Origin of the sequence: Paraburkholderia xenovorans (assembly GCF_046030735.1) — a bacterium.
GTDB lineage: Bacteria > Pseudomonadota > Gammaproteobacteria > Burkholderiales > Burkholderiaceae > Paraburkholderia > Paraburkholderia xenovorans_A.
Genome location: NZ_JAQQBV010000040.1, coordinates 19,649 through 40,593 on the forward strand (window position 1 = coordinate 19,649; position 20,945 = coordinate 40,593).

Consider the following 20,945-nt stretch of genomic DNA (forward strand, 5'->3'; position numbering starts at 1 on the left):
AGCGCCGCAGTCGCTCATGTGAGTGCGCGGCGCCGCAGTTTCAATCTCGGCTCAACTCGATTCAGCTCAGCACGCGATGACGCCAGGCCGGCAGACTTTGCCGCACTTCGTCGATACGCGCCCGCTCGAGATTGCCGGCGACCACGCCGGCGCCTTCGTCGCGTACCGCGACGATTTCGCCCCACGGGTCGATCAGCATGCTGTGGCCCCAGGTGCGGCGGCCGTTTTCATGTTTGCCGCCTTGCGCGGCGGCCAGCACGTAACACTGGTTTTCGACCGCCCGCGCGCGCAGCAGCATTTCCCAATGCGCGCGGCCGGTGGTGTAGGTGAACGCCGACGGCACCACGATCAGCGCGCAGTCGCCCATGCGACGGTACAGCTCCGGAAAGCGCAGATCGTAGCAGACCGATAACCCGACCTGACCGAACGGCGCCGCGAAGGTGCGGACCTCGCCGCCGGGGCAAATGGTGCGTGCCTCGTCGAACGATTCCTCGCCCTTTTCGAAATTGAACAGGTGAATCTTGTCGTAACGCGCGGCCTCGTTGCCTTCTGGGTCGAACACCAGCGTGGTGTTCAGCACGCGCGACGCTTCCGTCGACATCAACGGCAACGTGCCGCCGATCACCCACACCTTGTGGCGGCGCGCGGCATCGGCGAGAAAACGCTGGATCGGGCCGTCCTGATACGGCTCGCGCACGGCGAGCTTGTCAGTGTCCTTGAAACCCATGAAGCAGAAGTATTCGGGCAGCAGCACGAGTTGCGCGCCGTCGGCCGCGGCGTCGGCGATCAGCTGCTCCGCTTCGGCCAGATTGCGCTCGCGATCTGGCGCGCTGACCATTTGCAGCGCGGCGACCCGGAACGTATTTTCGAAGGACCCGCTGGATTCCGCGGCGGAAGGGGAGGACAAGACGTGTGTTTCGCTCATGAGTATTATGAAAACTCCCGGCAAGGCGGCGGTGCGAATCGCGCGCGCCGCTTACGTCGTTCAAGGCTGGCTCAATGCGCTTCCACGGTCGAAGCGGGAGCGTCCATCTTACCGCGATCGTCTTTGACCCGCTCGATGTGCGGTTTCGACCACGAACCGGTGATCGCGTACTCGCGCGCGAACGCGGTGGAGACCGACTTGCTGAACGCCAGATCGGCCACCAGCGCGCCGAGGCCGAGCAGCGGATTGATCACGGTCGCCGCGATCACGGCCGCGCCGGCGCTGACGGTCGGCACGATGTAGACATGCAGGTTCTGGGTTTCCTGCGCGAGATCCACCGAACCCTTCATGTCGGCGCGCGCGGGCGCCGTGACCATCTCGAAGTTTTCCGTGCGGCCGATGCCGTTGCGGATCTGCCCGGTGCCCGTTACATGCTCGAACGGCAAGCCTTCGCCGATCACGTCGCGGAAATTGAGCGTGGCAAAGCGCGCAAGGCTTTGCAGACTCAGTACGCCCAATAGCTTGGCGACGCCCGGGTCGACCTTGAGAATCTGCCCGTGACGCAGATCGACGGCCAGATTGCCGTTGAGCGTCGGATAGTCGATTGTGGTCGGGCCGCCGCGCCACACCATCTTGCCCGACAGCGTGCCGGCGCCGTACTTCAGCGTGCGCGGCTGGCCGAAGCGTTCCAGCAGCGCGCCGGCGTCCTTGATGTCGAGCTTGAAGTCGAACACGGTGCGGCGTGGCGTGGTTTCGTCGGCGCTATTGCCGAGCTCGGTCGACGTGCGCCAGTTCGCCGTGGCGCTCAGCGTCGCGGCGGGATTGCTGATGTCGAGCTTGTCGAGTTGCCAGACCGGCACACCGTCTTCGACGAAATTGTGCGCGTCCACTTCCAGGCGGCCGATGTTGCGGTCGCGGAAAATCAGCTCGTTCACGATCAGATCGATCGACGGCATGTTCTGCGCCGGCGCGGAGATCGCCTGACCGAGCAGGTCCTTGTCGGTCGCCGACGGAATCACCACGCGGGCGAAGCGCGCCTGCAGCGTGCCCGGCGATTCCTTGTCGGCGCCCGGCAGCCACGACACGTGGCCCGATACCTGGTTCGACGCGATATTCGCCTGCCATTTGCCGTCCGCGTGCGACGCGCCGACGATCACGCTGTCCCAGTGGCGCTTGAGCAGTGTCAGCGTGCCGATGTGCAGCGCGAAGCGGTTCGGCAGGAACTGGGTGAGCGTGGGATTCGACGCGGCAGCCGGCGCGGCGGGTGAGACAGACGGCGCCGGCGCTTCCTTATTGCGCATCTGCGTGACGAGCGCGCGCCACGCGTCGGCGTCGAAGGCCTCGACGTCGACCGCGGCGATCACGCCGTCGCTCGGCAAGTCGGCCGGCTTGTTCACGCCGATCGCGCCGCGCACGACGACCGGCGGCTCCTTCGGCTCATAGCGCAGCAAATAGGCGGCGGCAACCGGACCGAAGGTCAGATCGGCGCGTTGCAAGCCGGCTTCGTTCGCCGCCCTGGACGGGCTCACCGCGAAGTGCAACGGCATCGGCGCGCCGATCGGCTTGTTGAACGGCGCGGGGAAATCGAGCGCGAGGCCGGTCAGATCGGAGTTCGCGGTGACTTCCGGCAGACGCCCTTTGATGCCGCGTACGTTCAGCGCATACGGCGCACTGCCGCTCATTCTCGTCAGCACTTCGGCGGCCGGCCCGTGCAGATTGAGGCCGCGCGCGGCATCGACGGCAATATGGCCGCCCAGATCGAGCGCGTAGCTGCCGTTCTGCTTCAGGCCGCCGCTCGCATGCACGTCGCCGCCGAGGAATTGCCCGGAGAGCCGGTCCATCTGCGCGGTGTGTTCGGTGAACCGCACCTTGCCGTTCAGTTGCGACAAAGGCGGCACGTTGTCGACGCTCAGGCGATTGTTCTGGAAGCCGAGCGCGCCTTCCACGCCGATATGTGGCTGCGGCGTGCGCGGCACGGTCAGCTTCAGCGCGAGCGAGGCCGGCCCTTCGGCGCGCACCTTGTCGGTTTCGTGTTTGGCCATGATGCCGAGCGAGCTCGCGTTCACGTAGTCGAGCATGTCCGCGAGCGGCCCGCGCCCATTGCCGGCGATCACGAGGCTCGACGCTTTGGTGCCGAGATCGTCGATCTTGCCGTTCACTTCGGTCAGCGCGACGCGCTTGTATTTCGCCCGGTCGATGTCGAAGCGCAGCAGGTTGTTCTTCAACTGGAATACGCCGTCGATGCCGTCGAGCGGCGGCCACACGTTCGGCGTGCCGTTGCGCATCTTGCGAGGCGGGAACGGCGACGGATCGAACTTGCCGTCTTTGAACGGCGCGACGATATGGAAGATCCCGGCTTCCGGCGCGCGGGAGTACGGGAATTTGGTCAGGTCGCCGTGAATCTCGATCGACGCGCCGTGCGACATGCCGGCCTGCAAACCGTGGCCCAGATAGATGCGCAGTTTTTCGCTGATGCTGGTCGGCAGGTAGCGGACGATGCGCGTGACCTGCGCGCGTTCGAAGTCCGCTTTCAGGTCGAGCGAGCCGCGGCCGTGCCCCGGATTGCTGTAATCCGCGGTGGCGGTGGCCGCGACGTCCGCGTTCGACACGCCGAAGTCGGCCAGCTTCACGGCAAACGACGGGTGCGTCTCGCCCGGCGCTTTCGGCTTGATGGTCCAGTCGGCGCGGCCATGCAAACGGTCGAACGTGAGACGTGGATCGTCGAACACGCCCGGCAGCGTGAGCGCGACGTTCGACGTATCGAGCAGCGCGGTGCCGTGGTTTTCGTCGGCGTCGACGCTGCCCCACAGATTTTCGATGCCGGGAATGCCGGCGCGCGGGTGATTGAGCGGCGTGAGCCCCGGCGGCGGTTCCTGCGCCGCGACGCTGATGCCTTGCAAGTCGCCCTTGAAACGGTAGCGCTCGATCGGCTCCGAGCCGCTCGCATGATGATCGACTTCGCCGGCTTCCGGTTTGGCGCGCTCGACCTGAATCAGATAGTTCGCCACCATGCCGCGCGGATTGAAGCGGACCAGATTGTTCAGCAGCGGCCGGGGCAGCGGCAACGCGCGGCTGAATTCGGCGAGGATGCCCAGGTCGACCCGATCGCCGGCGACGCTGAGCAGTTGTCCATGTTGCTGCGACGCGCTTCGGAAGCGGCCGTTCAGCGTGTCGAACGACAGGGTGCGGGTGAGCGGCGTGCCGTCGTCGAGCGGCGGCTGGCCGAGTTCGGCGCGCAGATTGTTCAGTTGCAGTGTGTAGTCGCCTTGCTCGGCTTCCACATGCCAATCGAACTGGGCGACCGGCATCAGCAGCTTCGGCTGCGTCGGACGCACCCGCAGCGCGACGTCCGAGCCGGCCAGCTGTCCGCTCGCTGACTTGATCCGGCCGTCGGTGAAGTCGCCCCAGATGGCGTTGTCGATGCGGCCGGCGAAGGTCTCGATCGGTAAGTTGATGTAACGCGCGAGCGTCGGCAAATCGACCGGGCCGGTGGACATATAGGCCTGGCCGGTCCAGTTGGTCGGCTTGCCGATCGCGGAGAGCGCCGCGTGCTTGAAATGCGTGCGGAAATCGATCGGACCATGCAGCACGTGCCCGTCGGGTGGTGCTTGCAGCGCGAGCCGGTGATCGTAGCCGTCGTTCAGAATCGCGATGCGGATGTCGCGTAGCGCGAGTTCCGGTGCGTCGTGTTCCGCGTCGCGCCAACGCAGCACGCCGCCGCGCACCACGATCGCCTGTTGACGCAGCAGCCAGGTCGACAGCGTGTCGTTGCCGCTGTGGCGGGTCGGCACGGGTACGCCCGCGACCGAAATCACGCCGTCGCCGGTGCGTGACACGAGTACATCCGGTTGGTCGACGATCAGGCTGGAGAGCGCGGGATGAAATTGCCAGAGCGACTTCCACGACAGCGTGGCGGTTGCGTGCGGAATGGTCAGCGCGGCTTTGCCATCGGAGTCGCGGATCACGAGATCGGTGACGTCGACACCCGGCTGGAAGCCGCTCCAATAAGGCGCGAGCTTGCCGATCGTGAACTGCGCGTGGAGTTTGTCCGAGACGGTGGCTTCGATACGCGGACGGAACGCGTCGACCCGCGGCAGCAACACATAACGCAAGCCGAGAAACAACCCCGTCGCGATGAAGTAGAGCACCAGCGCGACGGCCAGCACCACGTGGAAAGTCCGACGCAGCACAATGTGGTCGCTTCCGCTCACAGGCCGGACCTGCCCGGTTTCTTGCGGGTCGGCGGATTCATTTCGCTCGGACATGCTGCGGCGGGAGGGCGTATGGTAGTTTTGCGAATTAACGACGAAATGTAACACACGGGAAAGCGCCGGCGGATTTCCTGCAAACCCTGTCTGCATGCCGTCTCGCGACCTGGGCGAGGGCGGCTTCCACTAGTATTACGACGAACTGAACTACGCATCTCAAGCAACGTACGAGCCAGACCCTTGATGACTGACGCCACTCTCCTGAGTTCCAACTATTCACACTATGCAGCGCGCGCCGCGGCGGCCCGTCCGCAACTTGCGGCGCAGGTGGCGGCGCTTGCGTCCGCGCCGCTCAGCCGCGAACGCATCGACGCGCGTTTCGATGCGCTGTGCGTCGAAGCGGCCGGCGGCCGCGCTGCGCCGTTGAGCGAAGATGCGCTCAAACGGGCGCTGCGCCAACTGCGCACCGAGGTTTTTTGCGCGGTGATGGAGCGCGATCTCGCCGGTGAGGCGGATGTCGCCGAAGTCACCGGCGCGATGACCGATCTGGCCGAGACGACCATCCAGCGGGCTTTGGCTGTGCTGTCCGCCGACCTGGAAACGCTCTACGGCGAGCCGCGCGGACCGGAGGGCGAGCGCCTCGCGCTCGGCGTGGTCGGGATGGGCAAGCTGGGCGGGCGCGAGTTGAACGTGTCGTCGGATATCGATCTGATTTTCATCTATGAAGAGGACGGCGAGACCGCCGGCGGCCAGCGTTCGCCGATCGCCACCCAGGAATTTTTCACGCGGCTCGGCAAGCGGCTGATCGGCGCGCTGGCCGAAGTGACCGCCGACGGTTATGTGTTCCGCGTCGACATGCGCTTGCGGCCGAACGGCGATTCCGGGCCGCTGGTGTGCAGTCTTGGGATGCTCGAGGAATATTTTTACGTGCAAGGCCGCGAGTGGGAACGCTACGCGTGGATCAAAGGGCGGCTCGTTTCGGAAGGCGCGAGCGACGCTGCGCAGCGTTTGCAAAAACAGCTCGATGCGATCGTCACGCCGTTCGTCTACCGCCGTTATCTCGACTTCGGCGTGATCAGCGCGATTCGCGCGCTGCATCTGCAGATTCGCCAGGAGGCGCAGCGGCGCGCGTCGATGCGGCCCGACAAGGCCGACGACATCAAGCTGGGCCGCGGCGGCATCCGCGAAATCGAATTCAGCGCGCAGGTGTTTCAACTGATCCGCGGCGGCCAGGACGCGGGCTTTCGCGTGCGGCCGACGCTCGCCGTTCTGCGGCACGCGGCGACTCATGGACTGATCGACTCGTCGGTGTGCGTGAAACTCTCGCAGGCGTACCGCTTCCTGCGCGAACTCGAACACCGTCTGCAATACCGCAACGACGCGCAAACCCACGCAATGCCAGTCGATCCAGAAGAGCGCGCGGCGCTCGCGCGTGCGATGGGTTGCGACGACTACGCGGCGCTGATGACGAAGCTCGACGCGCATCGTGAATTCGTCGAGCAGCAATTCGACCAGATTTTCGCCGACAAGGTGAGCGGCCGCGACGGCTGCGGCGCGCCGGAAGACGGCGCGGCGGCGTGGGTGTGGAGCAGCGCGCTCGCCGACGACAGCGCCGACGAAGCGTTGCAGGCGCGCCTCGTCGAACTGGGCGTGCCCGAACCCGGCGATCTGCTGGCGCGGCTGCGCGCGGTGTGGCAGTCGTCGCGCTATGCGGGACTGGCCGAGCGCAGCCGGCAGCGTTTCGACATCGTCGCGCAACGTGCGCTCGAAGCGGCGCGCACGCTGGAGCCGCCCGAGCGGCGTGCCGATACGGTGGCGCGCCTGTTCGATCTGCTCGAGGCGGTGAGCCGGCGCGGCGCGTATCTCGCGTTGCTGACCGAGTATCCGCAGGCGTTGCATCGGGTGTTGTCGGTACTGGGCGGTTCGCGCTGGGCCGCAGGCTATCTGATCCGCCATCCGCAATTGCTCGACGAACTGCTCGACGACGAAGCGATGGACAGTCCGTTCGACTGGCCGGAGTTCAAGCGCACGTTGCGCTTGCGCCTTGCCGCCGCCGACGGCGTCGAGCAGCAGATGGACCTGCTGCGCCACGCGCATCAGGCCGAAGTGTTCCGCATTCTGCTGATCGATCTGGCGGGGCGGTTGAGCGTCGAGCACGTGAGCGACCGCCTGTCCGAACTCGCGGACGCCGTGCTCGACGTCACGCTCGAAGCGGTCTGGAAACAACTGCCCAAGCGCCATCGCGAGATGCCGCAGTTCGCCGTCATCGCGTACGGCAAGCTGGGCGGCAAGGAGCTGGGCTACGCGTCGGACCTCGACGTGATCTTCCTGTACGAGGACGACGACGATGCCGCCGCGGACATCTACTCCACTTACACGCGCCGTCTGATTACCTGGCTCACGACGGCCACCGGCGCGGGCACGTTGTTCGACGTCGATCTGAGGTTGCGGCCGAACGGCGAGTCGGGCCTGCTCGTCACCGATCTCGACGCGTTCCGCCGCTATCAATTGCGTGAGGGCGACGCGGCGAACACCGCGTGGGTCTGGGAACACCAGGCGCTGACCCGCGCGCGCTACTGCGCCGGCGACGCCGCGATCGGCGCGAAGTTCGAAGCGATCCGCGAACAGGTGTTGACCACGCCGCGCGAGGCCGCGCCGCTCGCGAAGGAAATCGTCGAGATGCGCGAGCGTGTCGAGGCCGGGCATCCGAATCACACCGCGCTGTTCGATCTGAAGCACGACCGCGGCGGGATGGTGGATATCGAGTTCACCGTGCAGTACTGGGTGCTGCTGCATGCGGCCAGCGATCCGGAACTGATCCGCAATACCGGCAATATCGCGTTGCTGCGGGAAGTGTCGCGCTTCGGGTTGATGAGTGAGGGGGAAGCGGAGACGGTCGGCGCGGCGTATCGCACTTATCGGAAGCTGCAACACAAACTGCGGCTGGACGGGATGGAGAAAGCGCGTGTCGCTCCGGTTTTGGTGGAGACGGAGCGGGAGGCGGTGCTGGGGTTGTGGAGGCGGGTGTTTGGGGAAGGTGGTGACGTGTGAACGGGTGTTAGTGCGTGTGAATGCGTGTGAATGCGTGTTTGTGCGCCGGGTAGCCGATGCGGGTGGCCGGCGCGCGATTGTGTCGTGATCGAGCCGCGATAGTGTCGAGATGCGAGATGCGAGATGCAATGCGTTACGCGCGGCCGACCTCGGCCCTCGCCACCCCCCGATACCTCGATACCCCGATACGACGCCGCTTACGCTGCCAGCATTTCCTTCGCGTGCTTGCGCGTGGTGGCGGTGATCGCGAGACCGCCGAGCATGCGCGCGACTTCCTCGACGCGGCTCGATTTGTCGAGCGCGGTCACGCTACTGACCGTGCCGCCGTTGCCGTTGCCCGTCTTGGCGACCTGGAAATGGTGATCGCCGCGCGCGGCCACTTGCGGCAAGTGCGTCACGCACAGTACCTGGCGCGCCTCGCCGAGTTGATGCAGCAGACGCCCGACGACTTCGGCGACGCCGCCGCCGATCCCCGTGTCCACTTCGTCGAAAATCAGTGTCGGCGTCGGACTCGCGGCGCTGGCGATCACGGCGAGCGCGAGGCTGATACGCGCGAGTTCGCCGCCTGAGGCCACCTTCGCGAGCGGCCGCAACGGCACACCGGCATGGCCCGCGACACGGAATTCGACCTGTTCGAGCCCATGCGCGCCGCCTTCGGGCAGCGGCACGAGGGCCACTTCGAAACTGCCGCCTTTCATCGACAATTCCTGCATGCCCGTGGTGACCGCGGCGCCCAGCGCTTTGCCTGCCTTGGTACGCGCCTTCGAGAGTTTTTTCGCTTCGGCGAGAAATGCTTCTTTCGCTTTGGCTTCGGCCGCGTGCAGGCTGTCCAGGTCGGCGGCGGCATCCAGCGCGGCGAGTTGTGCGCGCCGCGCTTCGTGTTCTTCCGGCAGCGTTTCCGGTTGCAAGCGGAACTTGCGCGCGGCCGAATGCAGCGCGTCAAGCCGCTTTTCGACTTGTGCGAGCCGGTCCGGATCGAGTTCGAGCTTCTGCGCGTAGTGGCTGAGCGAATAGGCCGCTTCCTGCAACTGGATCTCGGCCGGTTCGAGCGCCGCCAGCACATCGTTCAGTGCAGGATCGATCTCCGCCAGATCGCGCACCTTCGACACGATCGATGCGAGATGCGTGATCATCGCCTCGTCCGATTCGGACAACGCGCCGAGCGCGCCTTGCACGCCGTCGATCAGATTCGCCGAATGCGACAGACGACGGTGTTCGCTATTGACCTCTTCCCACTCGCCCGGCTGCGGCGCGAGCTTGTCCAGTTCGGTGAGCTGCCACGCGAGACGTTCGCGTTCGAGTTGCAATTCGCGGTCGCGACTTTGCGCATGCTCGACGGCCTGGACTTTCTCGCGCCAGTTGCGCCATGCACGCGTGACGGTTGCGGCGGTTTCGGTCAGTCCCGAGTGCGTATCGAACAGTTCGCGCTGTGCGTCCGGGCGCATCAGCAACTGGTGCGCGTGCTGCCCATGAATATCCACCAGCATTTCGCCGACTTCACGCAACTGCGCGAGCGTGGCCGCGGTGCCGTTGATGAACGCGCGCGAGCGGCCGTTCGCATCCACCACTCGCCGCAGCATGACGGTGTTGCCGTGCTGGCCGTCGTCCGCTGCCGTGCTGAGCGCCTGCGCGTCGAGCCATTGCTCGGCCTGCGGGTGCGTCTCGAATTCGGCGGTGATATCCGCGCGGCTCTCGCCGGTGCGCACTACGCTCGCGTCGGCCCGGGCGCCGAGCGCGAGGGCCAGCGCGTCGATCAGGATCGACTTGCCGGCGCCGGTTTCGCCGGAGAACACGGTAAAGCCGCTGTCGAATTCGAGATCGAGCGCGGCGACGATGACGAAGTCGCGTATCGAGAGGTGGCGCAGCATGGAGGTGGTCTGATCGGCGTGAGGTTCGGGATTCGGAGTTTCGGGCAGCGGCGGCGTTCGCGTTCTGGCGGATCGGCTTCGCTCAGGGTTTGGGGTCTTCTTCGTGCGACGGGTACTCATTCCAGTGCAGCTTCTTGCGCAGCGTCGCGTAATAGCTGTAGCCGACCGGATGCAGCATCGGCACCGTATGACGCGAGCGGCGCACTTCGATCGTGTCGCTGAGTTCGAGCGACGTGAACGACTGCATGTCGAAATTGACGTTGACTTCGCGGCCCGACACGATCTGGATGCTGACCTTGGAGTCGTCCGGCAGCACGATCGGGCGGTTCGACAGCGCATGCGGCGCGATCGGCACCAGCACGATGCCTTGCAGTTGCGGATGCAGGATCGGCCCCTGCGACGACAGCGCGTAGGCGGTCGAGCCGGTGGGCGTGGCGACGATCAGGCCGTCCGAACGCTGGTTGTACATGAAGCGGCCGTCCACCGACACATGCAGCTCCGCCATCCCGGAGAAGCCGCTGCGGTTGACCACCACGTCGTTGAAGGCCAATGCGTGATAGATCGGCGTGCCGCCGCGCATGATCCGAGCCTCGAGCAGCACGCGCTCTTCACGTTCGAAATTGCCGGCGAGCATTTGCGGCACGATCTCGCTCATATCCGAGATCGGGATGTCCGTGATGAAGCCGAGCCGCCCGTGGTTGATGCCGATCAGCGGCGTGCGGTAAGGCGCAAGCTGACGGCCGATGCCGAGCATCGTGCCGTCGCCACCGAGCACCACCGCGACGTCGGCGCGCGCGCCGATCTCGGCGGGGCGCAGCGCCGGGTAGTCGGTAATGCCGATTTCAGCGGCGGTATCGGCTTCGAACACGACGTCGAAACCGCGCTTTGCGATGCACGAGGCGAGCGCGGTCAGCGGCTCGCCGATGCCCGGCGTATTGTTGCGCCCGACGAGCGCGACGGTCTTGAACTGGCTGGTCACTTGCATGCCGGCATTACACCATAGGTAGGGCCTGAAAAGAATCGCCGACAAAACCGGTCGCGTGCCGGCCCACGCGGGCTGCCGGCGCCTTGCGCGATTATCGTTAGAATGGTGAAGCCTTGATGACAGGCGGCAAGCCGGTGAATCGGGGCAATGATGGGCGCCGTTAGCGCTCGCGGTAGTCGCGTCATTGAGCTAAAATTTTCCGTCATGCTAGATCCTCGCGCACAAACCCTCCTCAAAACGCTGATCGAGCGCTACATCGCCGAAGGTCAGCCGGTCGGCTCGCGCACGCTGTCACGTTACTCCGGCCTCGAACTGAGCCCGGCTACCATTCGCAACGTGATGTCCGACCTCGAGGATCTGGGGCTCGTGATCAGTCCGCATACGTCCGCGGGTCGCATTCCTACGCCACGCGGCTACCGGCTGTTCGTCGACACCATGCTGACGGTCGAATCCGCCGCTGACGAAGAAGCGGTGACGCGTACCGTCAAGACTACGCTGCAGGCAGGCGAGCCGCAGAAAATCGTCGCCGCGGCGGCGAGCGTGCTGTCCAACCTGTCGCAATTCGCCGGCGTGGTGCTCACGCCGCGGCGCAGCCACGTGTTCAAGCAGATCGAGTTCATGCGCCTGTCCGACAAGCGCATTCTGCTGATCATCGTGACGCCCGAGGGCGACGTGCAGAACCGCATCATGGCGACCCAGCGCGACTTTTCGCCGTCGCAACTGGTCGAGGCATCCAATTACATCAACGCGCATTTCGCGGGCCTGTCGTTCGACGACGTGCGCCGCCGCCTGCGCGAAGAAATCGACGAATTGCGCGGCGACATGACCACGCTGATGCACGCGGCGGTCACCGCCAGCACGGACGAGGCGGATACCGGCGAGACCGTGCTGATTTCCGGCGAGCGCAATCTGCTCGAAGTCGCCGACCTGTCGTCGGACATGGCGCGTTTGCGCAAGCTGTTCGATGTGTTCGACCAAAAGACCAGCCTCCTTCAGTTGTTGGACGTGTCGAGCCACGCGGCGGGCGTGCAGATTTTCATCGGCGGCGAATCGAATCTCGTGCCGATCGAGGAAATGAGCGTCGTGACCGCGCCGTACGAGGTGAACGGCAAGATCGTCGGCACGCTCGGCGTGATCGGGCCGACCCGCATGGCCTACAACCGCGTGATTCCGATTGTCGACATCACCGCGCGGCTGCTCTCGCTGACCCTCAGCCAGCAGTAACCGGCCGCGCCGGTTCGTATGGCAAATGATGCGTGACGGCGAACGGCTTGCCAATTGGCCGAATGGCCAGGTATCGCTGCAGAACCGCGCCGCTATAATGAAATCCACCTGAACCGACTCTCCGCCTAAAAGCGGTTACCCCTGTTGCCTATGCGCTTCGACCTCGAGCGGCCCTCGCAGAACGCCACGTCACATCGAGTGGCGGTGCTGCTGATCAATCTCGGCACGCCCGACGCGCCGACGCCGCGCGCGGTGCGCCGCTATCTCGCGCAGTTTTTGTCCGACCCTCGCGTGGTCGAGATTCCCGCGCTCATCTGGCAGGTGATTCTTCGCTTGTTGATCTTGCCGTTCCGCAGCCGCGCGTCCGCGCGGAAATATGCAACGGTATGGATGCCCGAAGGCTCGCCGTTGCGGGTCTACACGGAAAAGCAGGTGGAAGGCTTGCGCCATCTGCTGCAGTTGAACGACTACACGGTGCTGGTCGACTACGCGATGCGCTACGGCACGCCGGGTATTCCGGCCATGCTGAACCAGTTGAAGCTGGCGGGCGCCGAGCGCGTGCTGCTTGTGCCCATGTACCCGCAGTATTCGTCGTCGACCACGGCCACCGCTTTCGACGACGCGTTTTCCGCGCTCAAGCGTATGCGCAATCAGCCGGAAATCCGCACGGTGCGTCAGTACGCGGATCATCCGGCCTATATCGCCGCGCTCGCTGCTCAGGTGCATCAATACTGGCATCAGCACGGCCGCCCCGATTTCGCGGCGGGCGACAAACTGGTGCTGAGCTTTCACGGCGTACCCAAGCGCACGATGAATCTCGGTGACCCGTACCACGAGCAGTGTCAGCAGACGGGCGCGCTGTTGATGCAAGCGCTGGAACTCACTTCCGTGGAATGCCGGATCACGTTCCAGTCGCGTTTCGGCAAGGCCGAGTGGCTGCAACCGTACACCGCGCCGACGCTGAAGGAACTGGGCTCGGCAGGCGTACGTCGCGCCGACGTGTTCTGCCCGGGCTTTACCGCCGATTGCCTTGAAACGATTGAAGAGATCGGCATGGAAGTGCGCGACGAATTCCTGCACGCGGGCGGCAAGGAGTTTCACCGGATTCCGTGTGTGAACGCTTCGCAGGCGTGGATCGCAGCGCTCGGCGAGATCGTCGCGCAGAACCTTCAAGGCTGGCCGGTGCAGGCAATGCCCGTGCCGCATACGACAGGGGTTTGACGAGGCCGATGAATCACAGGATTTCCACCGAACCGGGCGCAAAGCTGCGCATCGACAAATGGCTGTGGGCGGCGCGCTTTTTCAAAACGCGTTCGCTCGCCGCGGATGCCGTCGAAAAAGGGCATGTGCGGATCGGCGGCGCCAGCGTCAAGCCGGCCAAAGACGTGCGGGTGGGCGACCTCGTCGAAGTCGAGATCGAACGAATCGTGTGGCAGGTGGAAGTGCTGGGTATCTGCGACGTGCGTGGACCCGCGAGCGTCGCGCAAACGCTTTATGCGGAAACCGAAGACAGCAAGGTCAAGCGGCAGGTCGAACAGGAGCGGCGCAAGACGTATCGCGAGCCGGCCGCCGCGTTACACGGCAGACCGACCAAGCGGGACCGGCGCACTATCGACAAACTTTCAGGTGGGGATTGAACAGTTGTTCCATCGTCGCATGCACACCGCCGTACTCGGTAGTGTGATCGTTGACGGCCCCGGACATGCAGATGGTCGTGGTGCCCGCGATCAGTACCAATGCGACCACCGATATTGCAAAGGTCAGTTTCACGGTGCTCCCCTTGGGAAGATGCTGCAGGACGGAAACGGGCTAATCGGTTGGGAATTGCAAAATGTCGGAAAGGCTTATGTCAGATTAGGGTTAACCTGTCTTTTCCGACGTTTTAATGGAGCATAGGCCACTTGTTGATCGCACTCAATCTCAATCTGATTGCGACTCGATAATGGTTGTAACCGGGCATTTCTGCCGCACGCCGACGGTGCGAAAAGTTCCGCGAGATGCGCTTGAAACGGCGCTATCCGGCCCCATCTGCCGTTCTGATTTGCGGTAAGGCGCCAGCTTCGTTGTCGTCATTTTGCAACGCACAAACTGCGCCTGCTTTTTCGAGCACCACCGCCACCGTTGGCTTTTACTTTTTAACGACTTTCAGCGACATGGAAAACACGCAAGAGAACCCGACGAGCCAGAATCCCACGCCCTCGGACGAAGCCGCGCACCAGGCCGCCGAGGCCGCAGCCGCTCAGCAGGACGCAACGGCAAACGCAGCCGCCAGCGCCGCCACCGATTCTCCGGCAGCCGGCGTCGAAGCTGCACTGGCCGAAGCTCAGGCCAAAATCGCCGACTTGCAGGAAAGCTTCCTGCGAGCCAAGGCTGAAACTGAAAACGTGCGCCGTCGCGCGCAGGAAGACGTCACCAAGGCGCACAAGTTCGCGATCGAAAGCTTCGCCGAACATCTGCTGCCGGTGATCGACAGCCTGGAAGCAGCGGTTGCGCACTCGTCCGACGATCTGCAGAAGGTTCGCGAAGGCGTCGAACTCACGCTGCGTCAATTGACCGGTGCGTTGGAAAAGGGCCGGGTCGTCGCGCTGAATCCGGTCGGCGAAAAGTTCGACCCGCATCGTCATCAGGCTATTTCCATGGTGCCGGCCGACCAGGAGCCGAATACCGTCGTCGCCGTGCTGCAAAAGGGCTTCGTGATCGCCGATCGCGTGCTGCGTCCGGCGCTCGTGACCGTCGCGGCGCCGAAGTAAGCAGTAAGGAAGTTTCGAGGCCGTCGCGGGCGGCAGCGCTCATTCGTGGCCAATCTTCCCGTCGACGCCACCGCGTTCGCCGTGGTCAATATGCGGGAGATCGGCGCCGAGCCGTTCGACGCCAGGCTCGCGGGCCACGGAGGCAACGGGGCCGTGGTGCTTTGCCAGGGTCTCGACGGCTTCCTTCAACGGCGAGGTTGCGAGGAAAGCCATGCCGGCGCAGCCGGACGCGATTCGCGCGCCCGGTCTCAAATGGTTTCGCAGCAACGTCCAGGAACACCGCGAGTTGGGCCGGTGCGCGATGCTTCACCGCGCGCCCACGTGGTTTTCCTTTCACCGTGGCAACCGGGAGGCTCGGGAGGCTCGGGCAATTCCACGCGGCGCTCGCCGCCGCGCGGAACCAGATTCGGACCGCTACTGCTACTACCAGCAGCAAAGCCGCAACTGGCGCTAATCCGGGTAAAAGTTCGCCCGATTGAAAAAAATTAATGACCGCATCGCTAAAGAGGTCTTGAAAACGATGCGGATGCACTTATGTTGAGTGCAGGCAGGAATTGAGAGCGGATCGCCGTCCCGTCAAACGGGCAAAACGGCGCTTCCCGCAGCGATCGAAGACAGGAGAACAGTAAAAATGGGCAAAATCATCGGCATCGACCTCGGCACGACCAACTCGTGCGTGGCGATCATGGAAGGTAATTCGGTCAAGGTGATCGAGAACTCGGAAGGCGCGCGCACCACGCCGTCGATCATCGCTTACATGGAAGACGGCGAGATTCTCGTCGGCGCGCCGGCGAAGCGTCAGTCGGTCACGAACCCGAAGAACACGCTGTACGCGGTCAAGCGCCTGATCGGCCGCCGCTTCGAAGAAAAAGAAGTGCAGAAAGACATCGCGCTGATGCCGTACAAGATCATGAAAGCCGATAACGGCGACGCATGGATCGAAGTGCGCGACCAGAAGCTCGCACCGCCGCAAATCTCCGCGGAAACGCTGCGCAAGATGAAGAAGACCGCTGAAGACTACCTCGGCGAGCCGGTCACGGAAGCCGTGATCACGGTTCCCGCGTACTTCAACGACAGCCAGCGTCAGGCTACCAAAGACGCAGGCCGCATCGCCGGTCTGGAAGTCAAGCGCATCATCAACGAACCGACCGCAGCCGCTTTGGCATTCGGTCTGGACAAGGCCGAAAAGGGCGACCGCAAGATCGCGGTGTATGACCTGGGCGGCGGTACGTTCGACGTGTCGATCATCGAAATCGCGGATGTCGACGGTGAAATGCAATTCGAAGTGCTGTCCACGAACGGCGACACGTTCCTCGGCGGTGAAGACTTCGACCAGCGCATCATCGATTACATCATCGGCGAGTTCAAGAAGGAACAGGGCGTCGATCTGTCGAAAGACGTCCTCGCGCTGCAACGCCTGAAGGAATCGGCCGAAAAGGCCAAGATCGAGCTGTCGTCGAGCCAGCAAACCGAAATCAACCTGCCGTACATCACGGCCGACGCATCGGGTCCGAAGCACTTGAACCTGAAGATCACGCGCGCCAAGCTGGAAGCGCTGGTTGAAGAGCTGATCGAACGCACGATCGAACCGTGCCGCACGGCGATCAAGGACGCGGGCGTGAAGGTCGGCGAAATCGACGACGTGATTCTGGTCGGCGGTATGACCCGCATGCCGAAGGTGCAGGACAAGGTCAAGGAATTCTTCGGCAAGGAACCGCGCCGTGACGTGAACCCGGACGAAGCCGTGGCCGTGGGCGCCGCGATTCAAGGTCAGGTTCTGTCGGGTGACCGCAAGGACGTTCTGCTGCTCGACGTGACCCCGCTGTCGCTCGGCATCGAAACGCTCGGCGGCGTGATGACGAAGATGATCAACAAGAACACCACGATCCCGACCAAGCACGCACAGGTCTACTCGACGGCTGACGACAATCAGGGTGCCGTGACGATCAAGGTGTTCCAGGGCGAACGCGAAATGGCAGCGGGCAACAAGCTGCTGGGCGAGTTCAACCTCGAAGGCATTCCGCCGGCACCGCGCGGCACGCCGCAGATCGAAGTGAGCTTCGACATCGACGCGAACGGCATTCTGCACGTCGGTGCGAAAGACAAGGCGACCGGCAAGGAAAACCGCATCACGATCAAGGCGAACTCGGGTCTGTCCGAAGCCGAAATCGAAAAGATGGTGAAGGACGCCGAAGCGAACGCGGAAGAAGATCACAAGCTGCGTGAGCTGGCCGATGCCCGCAACCAGGGCGACGCGCTGGTCCACAGCACGAAGAAAGCGCTGACCGAATACGGCGACAAGCTGGAAGCCGCCGAGAAGGAAGCGATCGAAACCGCGCTGAAGGACCTCGAAGAAACGCTGAAGAGCGGTTCGAGCGACAAAGCCGCGATCGAAGCCAAGATCGAAGTGGTGGCGACGGCCTCGCAGAAGATGGGCGAAAAGATGTACGCCGACATGCAGGCTGCGCAAGGTGCGGAAGCCGCGGCAGCGGGTGCGGCAGGTGCGGGTGCATCGGCGGGTGGCGCGAGCCAGCAGCACGACGACGTGGTCGACGCCGAGTTCAAGGAAGTGAAGAAGGACTAAAGCCGGGTCGCAATTTGACCGTAAAGCCGCACACAGCACTGTGTGCGGCCCGGCTGCAAAATGGTTTGCTCCCGTCCGGGTGCATGAACCTGCAAAGCGGTTATCGCGCCTGGTGAGCCTGTTTGGGCTCTCCGGGCACATTTGTTTTATGGAGGGCGTTGTTTCGAGCCGTTTGTAAGCGGCGGAAAACAGCGGCCGGACGAGTCGCAAGACTCCAGCATTCAAGAGGAGCTACCGCGCCCCATTGCGCGAGTGGCGTTGAACCGATATGGCGAAACGGGATTACTACGAGGTTCTGGGCGTCGCAAAGAACGCGAGCGACGACGAAATCAAGAAGGCTTATCGCAAGCTCGCGATGAAGCACCACCCTGACCGCAATCCGGGCAACAAGGATGCGGAAGAGCATTTCAAAGAGGTGAAGGAAGCCTATGAAATGCTGTCGGACTCGCAAAAGCGCGGTGCGTACGATCAATACGGCCACGCGGGCGTCGATCCGAATATGGGCGGCGCAGGCGCACAAGGCTTCGGCGGTTTCGCCGATGCATTCGGCGATATTTTCGGCGACATCTTCGGCCAGGCGGCCGGCGGTGCGGCACGCGGTGGCGGTGGCGGCCGTGCCGGCCCGCAGGTGTATCGCGGCGCCGATCTGCGCTACAGCATGGAAATCACGCTGGAACAGGCCGCACATGGCTACGACACGCAGATTCGCGTGCCGAGCTGGGTGTCGTGCGAAATCTGTCACGGTTCGGGCGCGAAGCCCGGCACCAAGCCCGAAACCTGCCCGACCTGTAGCGGTTCGGGTTCGGTGCGCATGTCGCAGGGCTTTTTCAGCATCCAGCAGACTTGCCCGAAATGCCACGGCACCGGCACCTATATCCCTGAACCTTGCGGTCATTGCCACGGCGCGGGCAAGGTGAAGGAAACCAAGACGCTGGAAGTGAAGATCCCCGCGGGTATCGACGACGGCATGCGCATCCGCTCGGCCGGCAACGGCGAGCCGGGCATCAATGGCGGTCCGTCAGGCGATCTGTACGTCGAGATTCACATCAAGCAGCACTCGGTGTTCGAGCGCGACGGCGACGACCTGCATTGCCAGATGCCGATTCCGTTCACCACGGCCGCGCTCGGCGGCGAAATCGAAGTGCCGACGCTGGCTGGCCGCGCGAGCTTCACGGTGCCGGAAGGCACGCAATCGGGTAAGACATTCCGTCTGCGTGGCAAAGGGATCAAGGGTTTGCGTGCGAGCATTGCCGGCGATCTGTACGTGCACGTGCAAGTCGAAACGCCGGTCAAGCTCACCGATCCGCAGCGCGATCTGCTCAAGCAATTCGAGAAGGCGCTGGTCGAGGGCGGCTCGCGGCATAGCCCGCAAAGCAAGAGCTGGTTCGATCGGGTGAAGAGCTTCTTCGATTAATCGCAGTTTGAAGTTTGGCGGCAAGCATGACGGCAGATGAGCGCGGCGCGGTATTCGCGCTGCTCGACGATTGCGACGCGACGGCGGCGCGCCGTTCGAGTCGTCTGTACACGGGTTTTGTGCGCGAGGCGATGTGTGCCGATGCCGCGCAGCTCGACGCAGTGTGTGAAGCGGTTGCCGGGGAAACGCGGCGCGGCGGTTTGCATGCGGTCGTGCTTGCCGATTATGAGTTCGGCTGCAAGCTGCTCTTCGGTGAAGAGCTGCAGCGGTCCCTGAAAACGCAGCGTGGCGATGCCACGCTGCGTTTTTTATTGTTCGAACGCTGTGCGAAGCTGTCGCGCGATGAGGTCGATGCGTGGCTCATCGCGCGTGACGGCGGCGAGATAGAAGCGTCGGTGGCGGGCACGGCGAACGTGAGCGCGAGCGTCGATCGGGCGCAGTTCGACGACGCGATCGATGCAGTCCATGCCGCGCTGCGTGAGGGCGACTCCTATCAGGTCAACTACACGTACCGGCTCGGCTTCGATGTGTTCGGCTCGCCGATCGGTCTTTATCGGCGGCTGCGCGCGCGTCAGCCGGTTCCGTACGGTGCGCTGATCGCGTTGCCTGCGGGTAAGTGGGTGCTGTCGTGCTCGCCGGAGCTTTTCATCGAGAAGCAAGGCGACACGCTGCATGCCCGCCCGATGAAAGGCACCGCGCCGCGCTCGCCGGATCCCGTCGAGGATCGCCGTGCGGCCGATTTCCTCGCGAACGACCCGAAGAACCGTGCCGAAAACGTGATGATCGTGGATCTGTTGCGCAACGATTTGTCGCGTGTCGCGCGAACGGGGTCGGTGAAGGTGCCGGCGCTGTTTTCGGTGGAACCGTATGCGTCGGTGTGGCAGATGACGTCGACTGTGCACTCGACGTTGCGCGAACGAACCTCGTTTGCGCAGATCGTGCGCGCGCTCTTTCCGTGCGGCTCGATCACCGGCGCGCCGAAGCATCGCACGATGCAGTTGATCGACTCGCTGGAGAGCACGCCGCGCGGTCTTTATACCGGTGCGATTGGCTGGCTCGATGTCGATGCGGACGGCGCTGATACCGGTACAAACGAACCCGCCTGCGGCGACTTCTGCCTGTCGGTCGCCATTCGCACGTTGACGCTGACTCCGGTCGCGCAGTCAGACGGGCTGTATGGCGAGATGGGTGTCGGAGCGGGCATCGTACTCGACAGCGTCGCGGCCGACGAATATGCGGAGTGCCTGTTGAAAGCCAGTTTTCTGACCGACGCTGATCCGGGTTTCGAACTCTTCGAAACGATGTACGCGACGAAAGAAGAGGGCGTACGACATCTGTCGCGCCATCTCGCGAGACTCTCGGCAAGCGCCGCCGTACTGGGTTTCAAACTCGACGAGAAAGAAAACGGAATCCGTGCGCAACTCAAAGCAAAATGTGAATCGCTGCCTGCGCACATTCCGTACCGCATACGCGTCGCGCTGAGTAAAAACGGAGCGACGCAACTCACCGCGGTTGCGCTGAAACCGCTCGAAGAACCGACGGTCGGCGTGCTGCTCGGACCGGACCACGATTTCGCGGCAACCGAAGCCGACGATCCGCTGCTGCGTCACAAGACCACCCGACGCGCCGAATACGATCGCGGCTGGCGCGAAGCGGAAGCGAAGGGCGCATTCGACACGTTGTTTTTCAACGAGCGCGGCGAGTTGACCGAAGGTGGTCGTTCGAATGTCTTCGTGAAGCTGGATGGACGGTGGTGGACTCCGCCGCTGGAATCGGGCGTGCTGCCCGGCGTGATGCGAAGCGTGATGCTCGAAGAAGATCGCGAGCTACAGGCGGCCGAGCGAGTGCTCACCCGAGCCGATTTGTCGAACGCCGAAGCGCTGTTAATTTGCAATGCATTACGCGGCGCGATACCGGCATATATCGTCCGCTAACA

General features: G+C 63.8%; 12 protein-coding genes and 1 pseudogene. 9 read left to right on the forward strand and 4 right to left on the reverse strand.

Annotated features, from left to right (window positions below; genetic code table 11):
- Positions 1–61 precede the first annotated feature (61 nt).
- The gene (locus tag PQQ51_RS29120; protein ID WP_408500656.1) at positions 62–925 is read right to left on the reverse strand and encodes a carbon-nitrogen hydrolase family protein; all 864 of its coding nucleotides are present in this window, start codon (positions 923–925) and stop codon (positions 62–64) included.
- 71 nt (positions 926–996) lie between these two features.
- Complete coding sequence (locus PQQ51_RS29125) at positions 997–5,190, reverse strand: YhdP family phospholipid transporter (protein ID WP_459252352.1); 4,194 nt, start codon at positions 5,188–5,190, stop codon at positions 997–999.
- 156 nt (positions 5,191–5,346) lie between these two features.
- On the opposite strand from PQQ51_RS29125, the gene glnE reads away from it, so the two are divergent.
- Positions 5,347–8,184 carry a bifunctional [glutamate--ammonia ligase]-adenylyl-L-tyrosine phosphorylase/[glutamate--ammonia-ligase] adenylyltransferase gene (glnE, locus tag PQQ51_RS29135; protein ID WP_408500693.1) on the forward strand — a complete coding sequence of 946 codons (2,838 nt, stop codon included), beginning with the start codon at positions 5,347–5,349 and terminating at the stop codon, positions 8,182–8,184.
- Positions 8,185–8,381: 197 nt separating this feature from the next.
- Here glnE and recN read toward each other — a convergent pair whose 3' ends face one another.
- Both recN and PQQ51_RS29145 read right to left on the reverse strand, forming a co-directional pair.
- Entirely contained in the window at positions 8,382–10,052 is a 1,671-nt protein-coding gene (gene recN, locus PQQ51_RS29140; protein ID WP_408500657.1) for a DNA repair protein RecN, read from the reverse strand.
- A gap of 82 nt (positions 10,053–10,134) precedes the next feature.
- Positions 10,135–11,037, reverse strand: coding sequence for an NAD kinase (locus PQQ51_RS29145; RefSeq protein WP_408500658.1), 903 nt, complete (start codon positions 11,035–11,037; stop codon positions 10,135–10,137).
- Between the two features lie 204 nt (positions 11,038–11,241).
- Here PQQ51_RS29145 and hrcA point away from each other — a divergent pair, with 204 nt between their 5' ends.
- The 8 genes and pseudogenes from hrcA to pabB all read left to right on the forward strand — a co-directional run bounded on the left by hrcA (position 11,242) and on the right by pabB (position 20,943).
- Positions 11,242–12,261, forward strand: a complete 1,020-nt coding sequence (gene hrcA / locus PQQ51_RS29150) for a heat-inducible transcriptional repressor HrcA (RefSeq protein ID WP_408500659.1) — start codon at positions 11,242–11,244, stop codon at positions 12,259–12,261.
- 150 nt (positions 12,262–12,411) lie between these two features.
- Positions 12,412–13,482 carry a ferrochelatase gene (gene hemH / locus PQQ51_RS29155; RefSeq protein ID WP_408500660.1) on the forward strand — a complete coding sequence of 357 codons (1,071 nt, stop codon included), beginning with the start codon at positions 12,412–12,414 and terminating at the stop codon, positions 13,480–13,482.
- Positions 13,483–13,490: 8 nt separating this feature from the next.
- Positions 13,491–13,898 carry an Hsp15 family ribosome-associated heat shock protein gene (hslR, locus tag PQQ51_RS29160; protein ID WP_408500661.1) on the forward strand — a complete coding sequence of 136 codons (408 nt, stop codon included), beginning with the start codon at positions 13,491–13,493 and terminating at the stop codon, positions 13,896–13,898.
- Positions 13,899–14,414: 516 nt separating this feature from the next.
- Positions 14,415–15,011: a nucleotide exchange factor GrpE gene (gene grpE, locus PQQ51_RS29165; protein WP_408500662.1), complete on the forward strand. Its 597-nt coding sequence runs from the start codon at positions 14,415–14,417 to the stop codon at positions 15,009–15,011.
- 90 nt (positions 15,012–15,101) lie between these two features.
- Positions 15,102–15,490, forward strand: a pseudogene (locus PQQ51_RS29170) (thioredoxin family protein).
- A gap of 152 nt (positions 15,491–15,642) precedes the next feature.
- Positions 15,643–17,595, forward strand: coding sequence for a molecular chaperone DnaK (dnaK, locus tag PQQ51_RS29175; RefSeq protein WP_408500663.1), 1,953 nt, complete (start codon positions 15,643–15,645; stop codon positions 17,593–17,595).
- Positions 17,596–17,863: 268 nt separating this feature from the next.
- A complete protein-coding gene (gene dnaJ, locus PQQ51_RS29180) occupies positions 17,864–19,009 on the forward strand; it encodes a molecular chaperone DnaJ (RefSeq protein WP_408500664.1) in 1,146 nt (381 codons plus the stop codon).
- 26 nt (positions 19,010–19,035) lie between these two features.
- Positions 19,036–20,943 carry an aminodeoxychorismate synthase component I gene (gene pabB, locus PQQ51_RS29185; RefSeq protein ID WP_408500665.1) on the forward strand — a complete coding sequence of 636 codons (1,908 nt, stop codon included), beginning with the start codon at positions 19,036–19,038 and terminating at the stop codon, positions 20,941–20,943.
- Positions 20,944–20,945 lie beyond the last annotated feature (2 nt).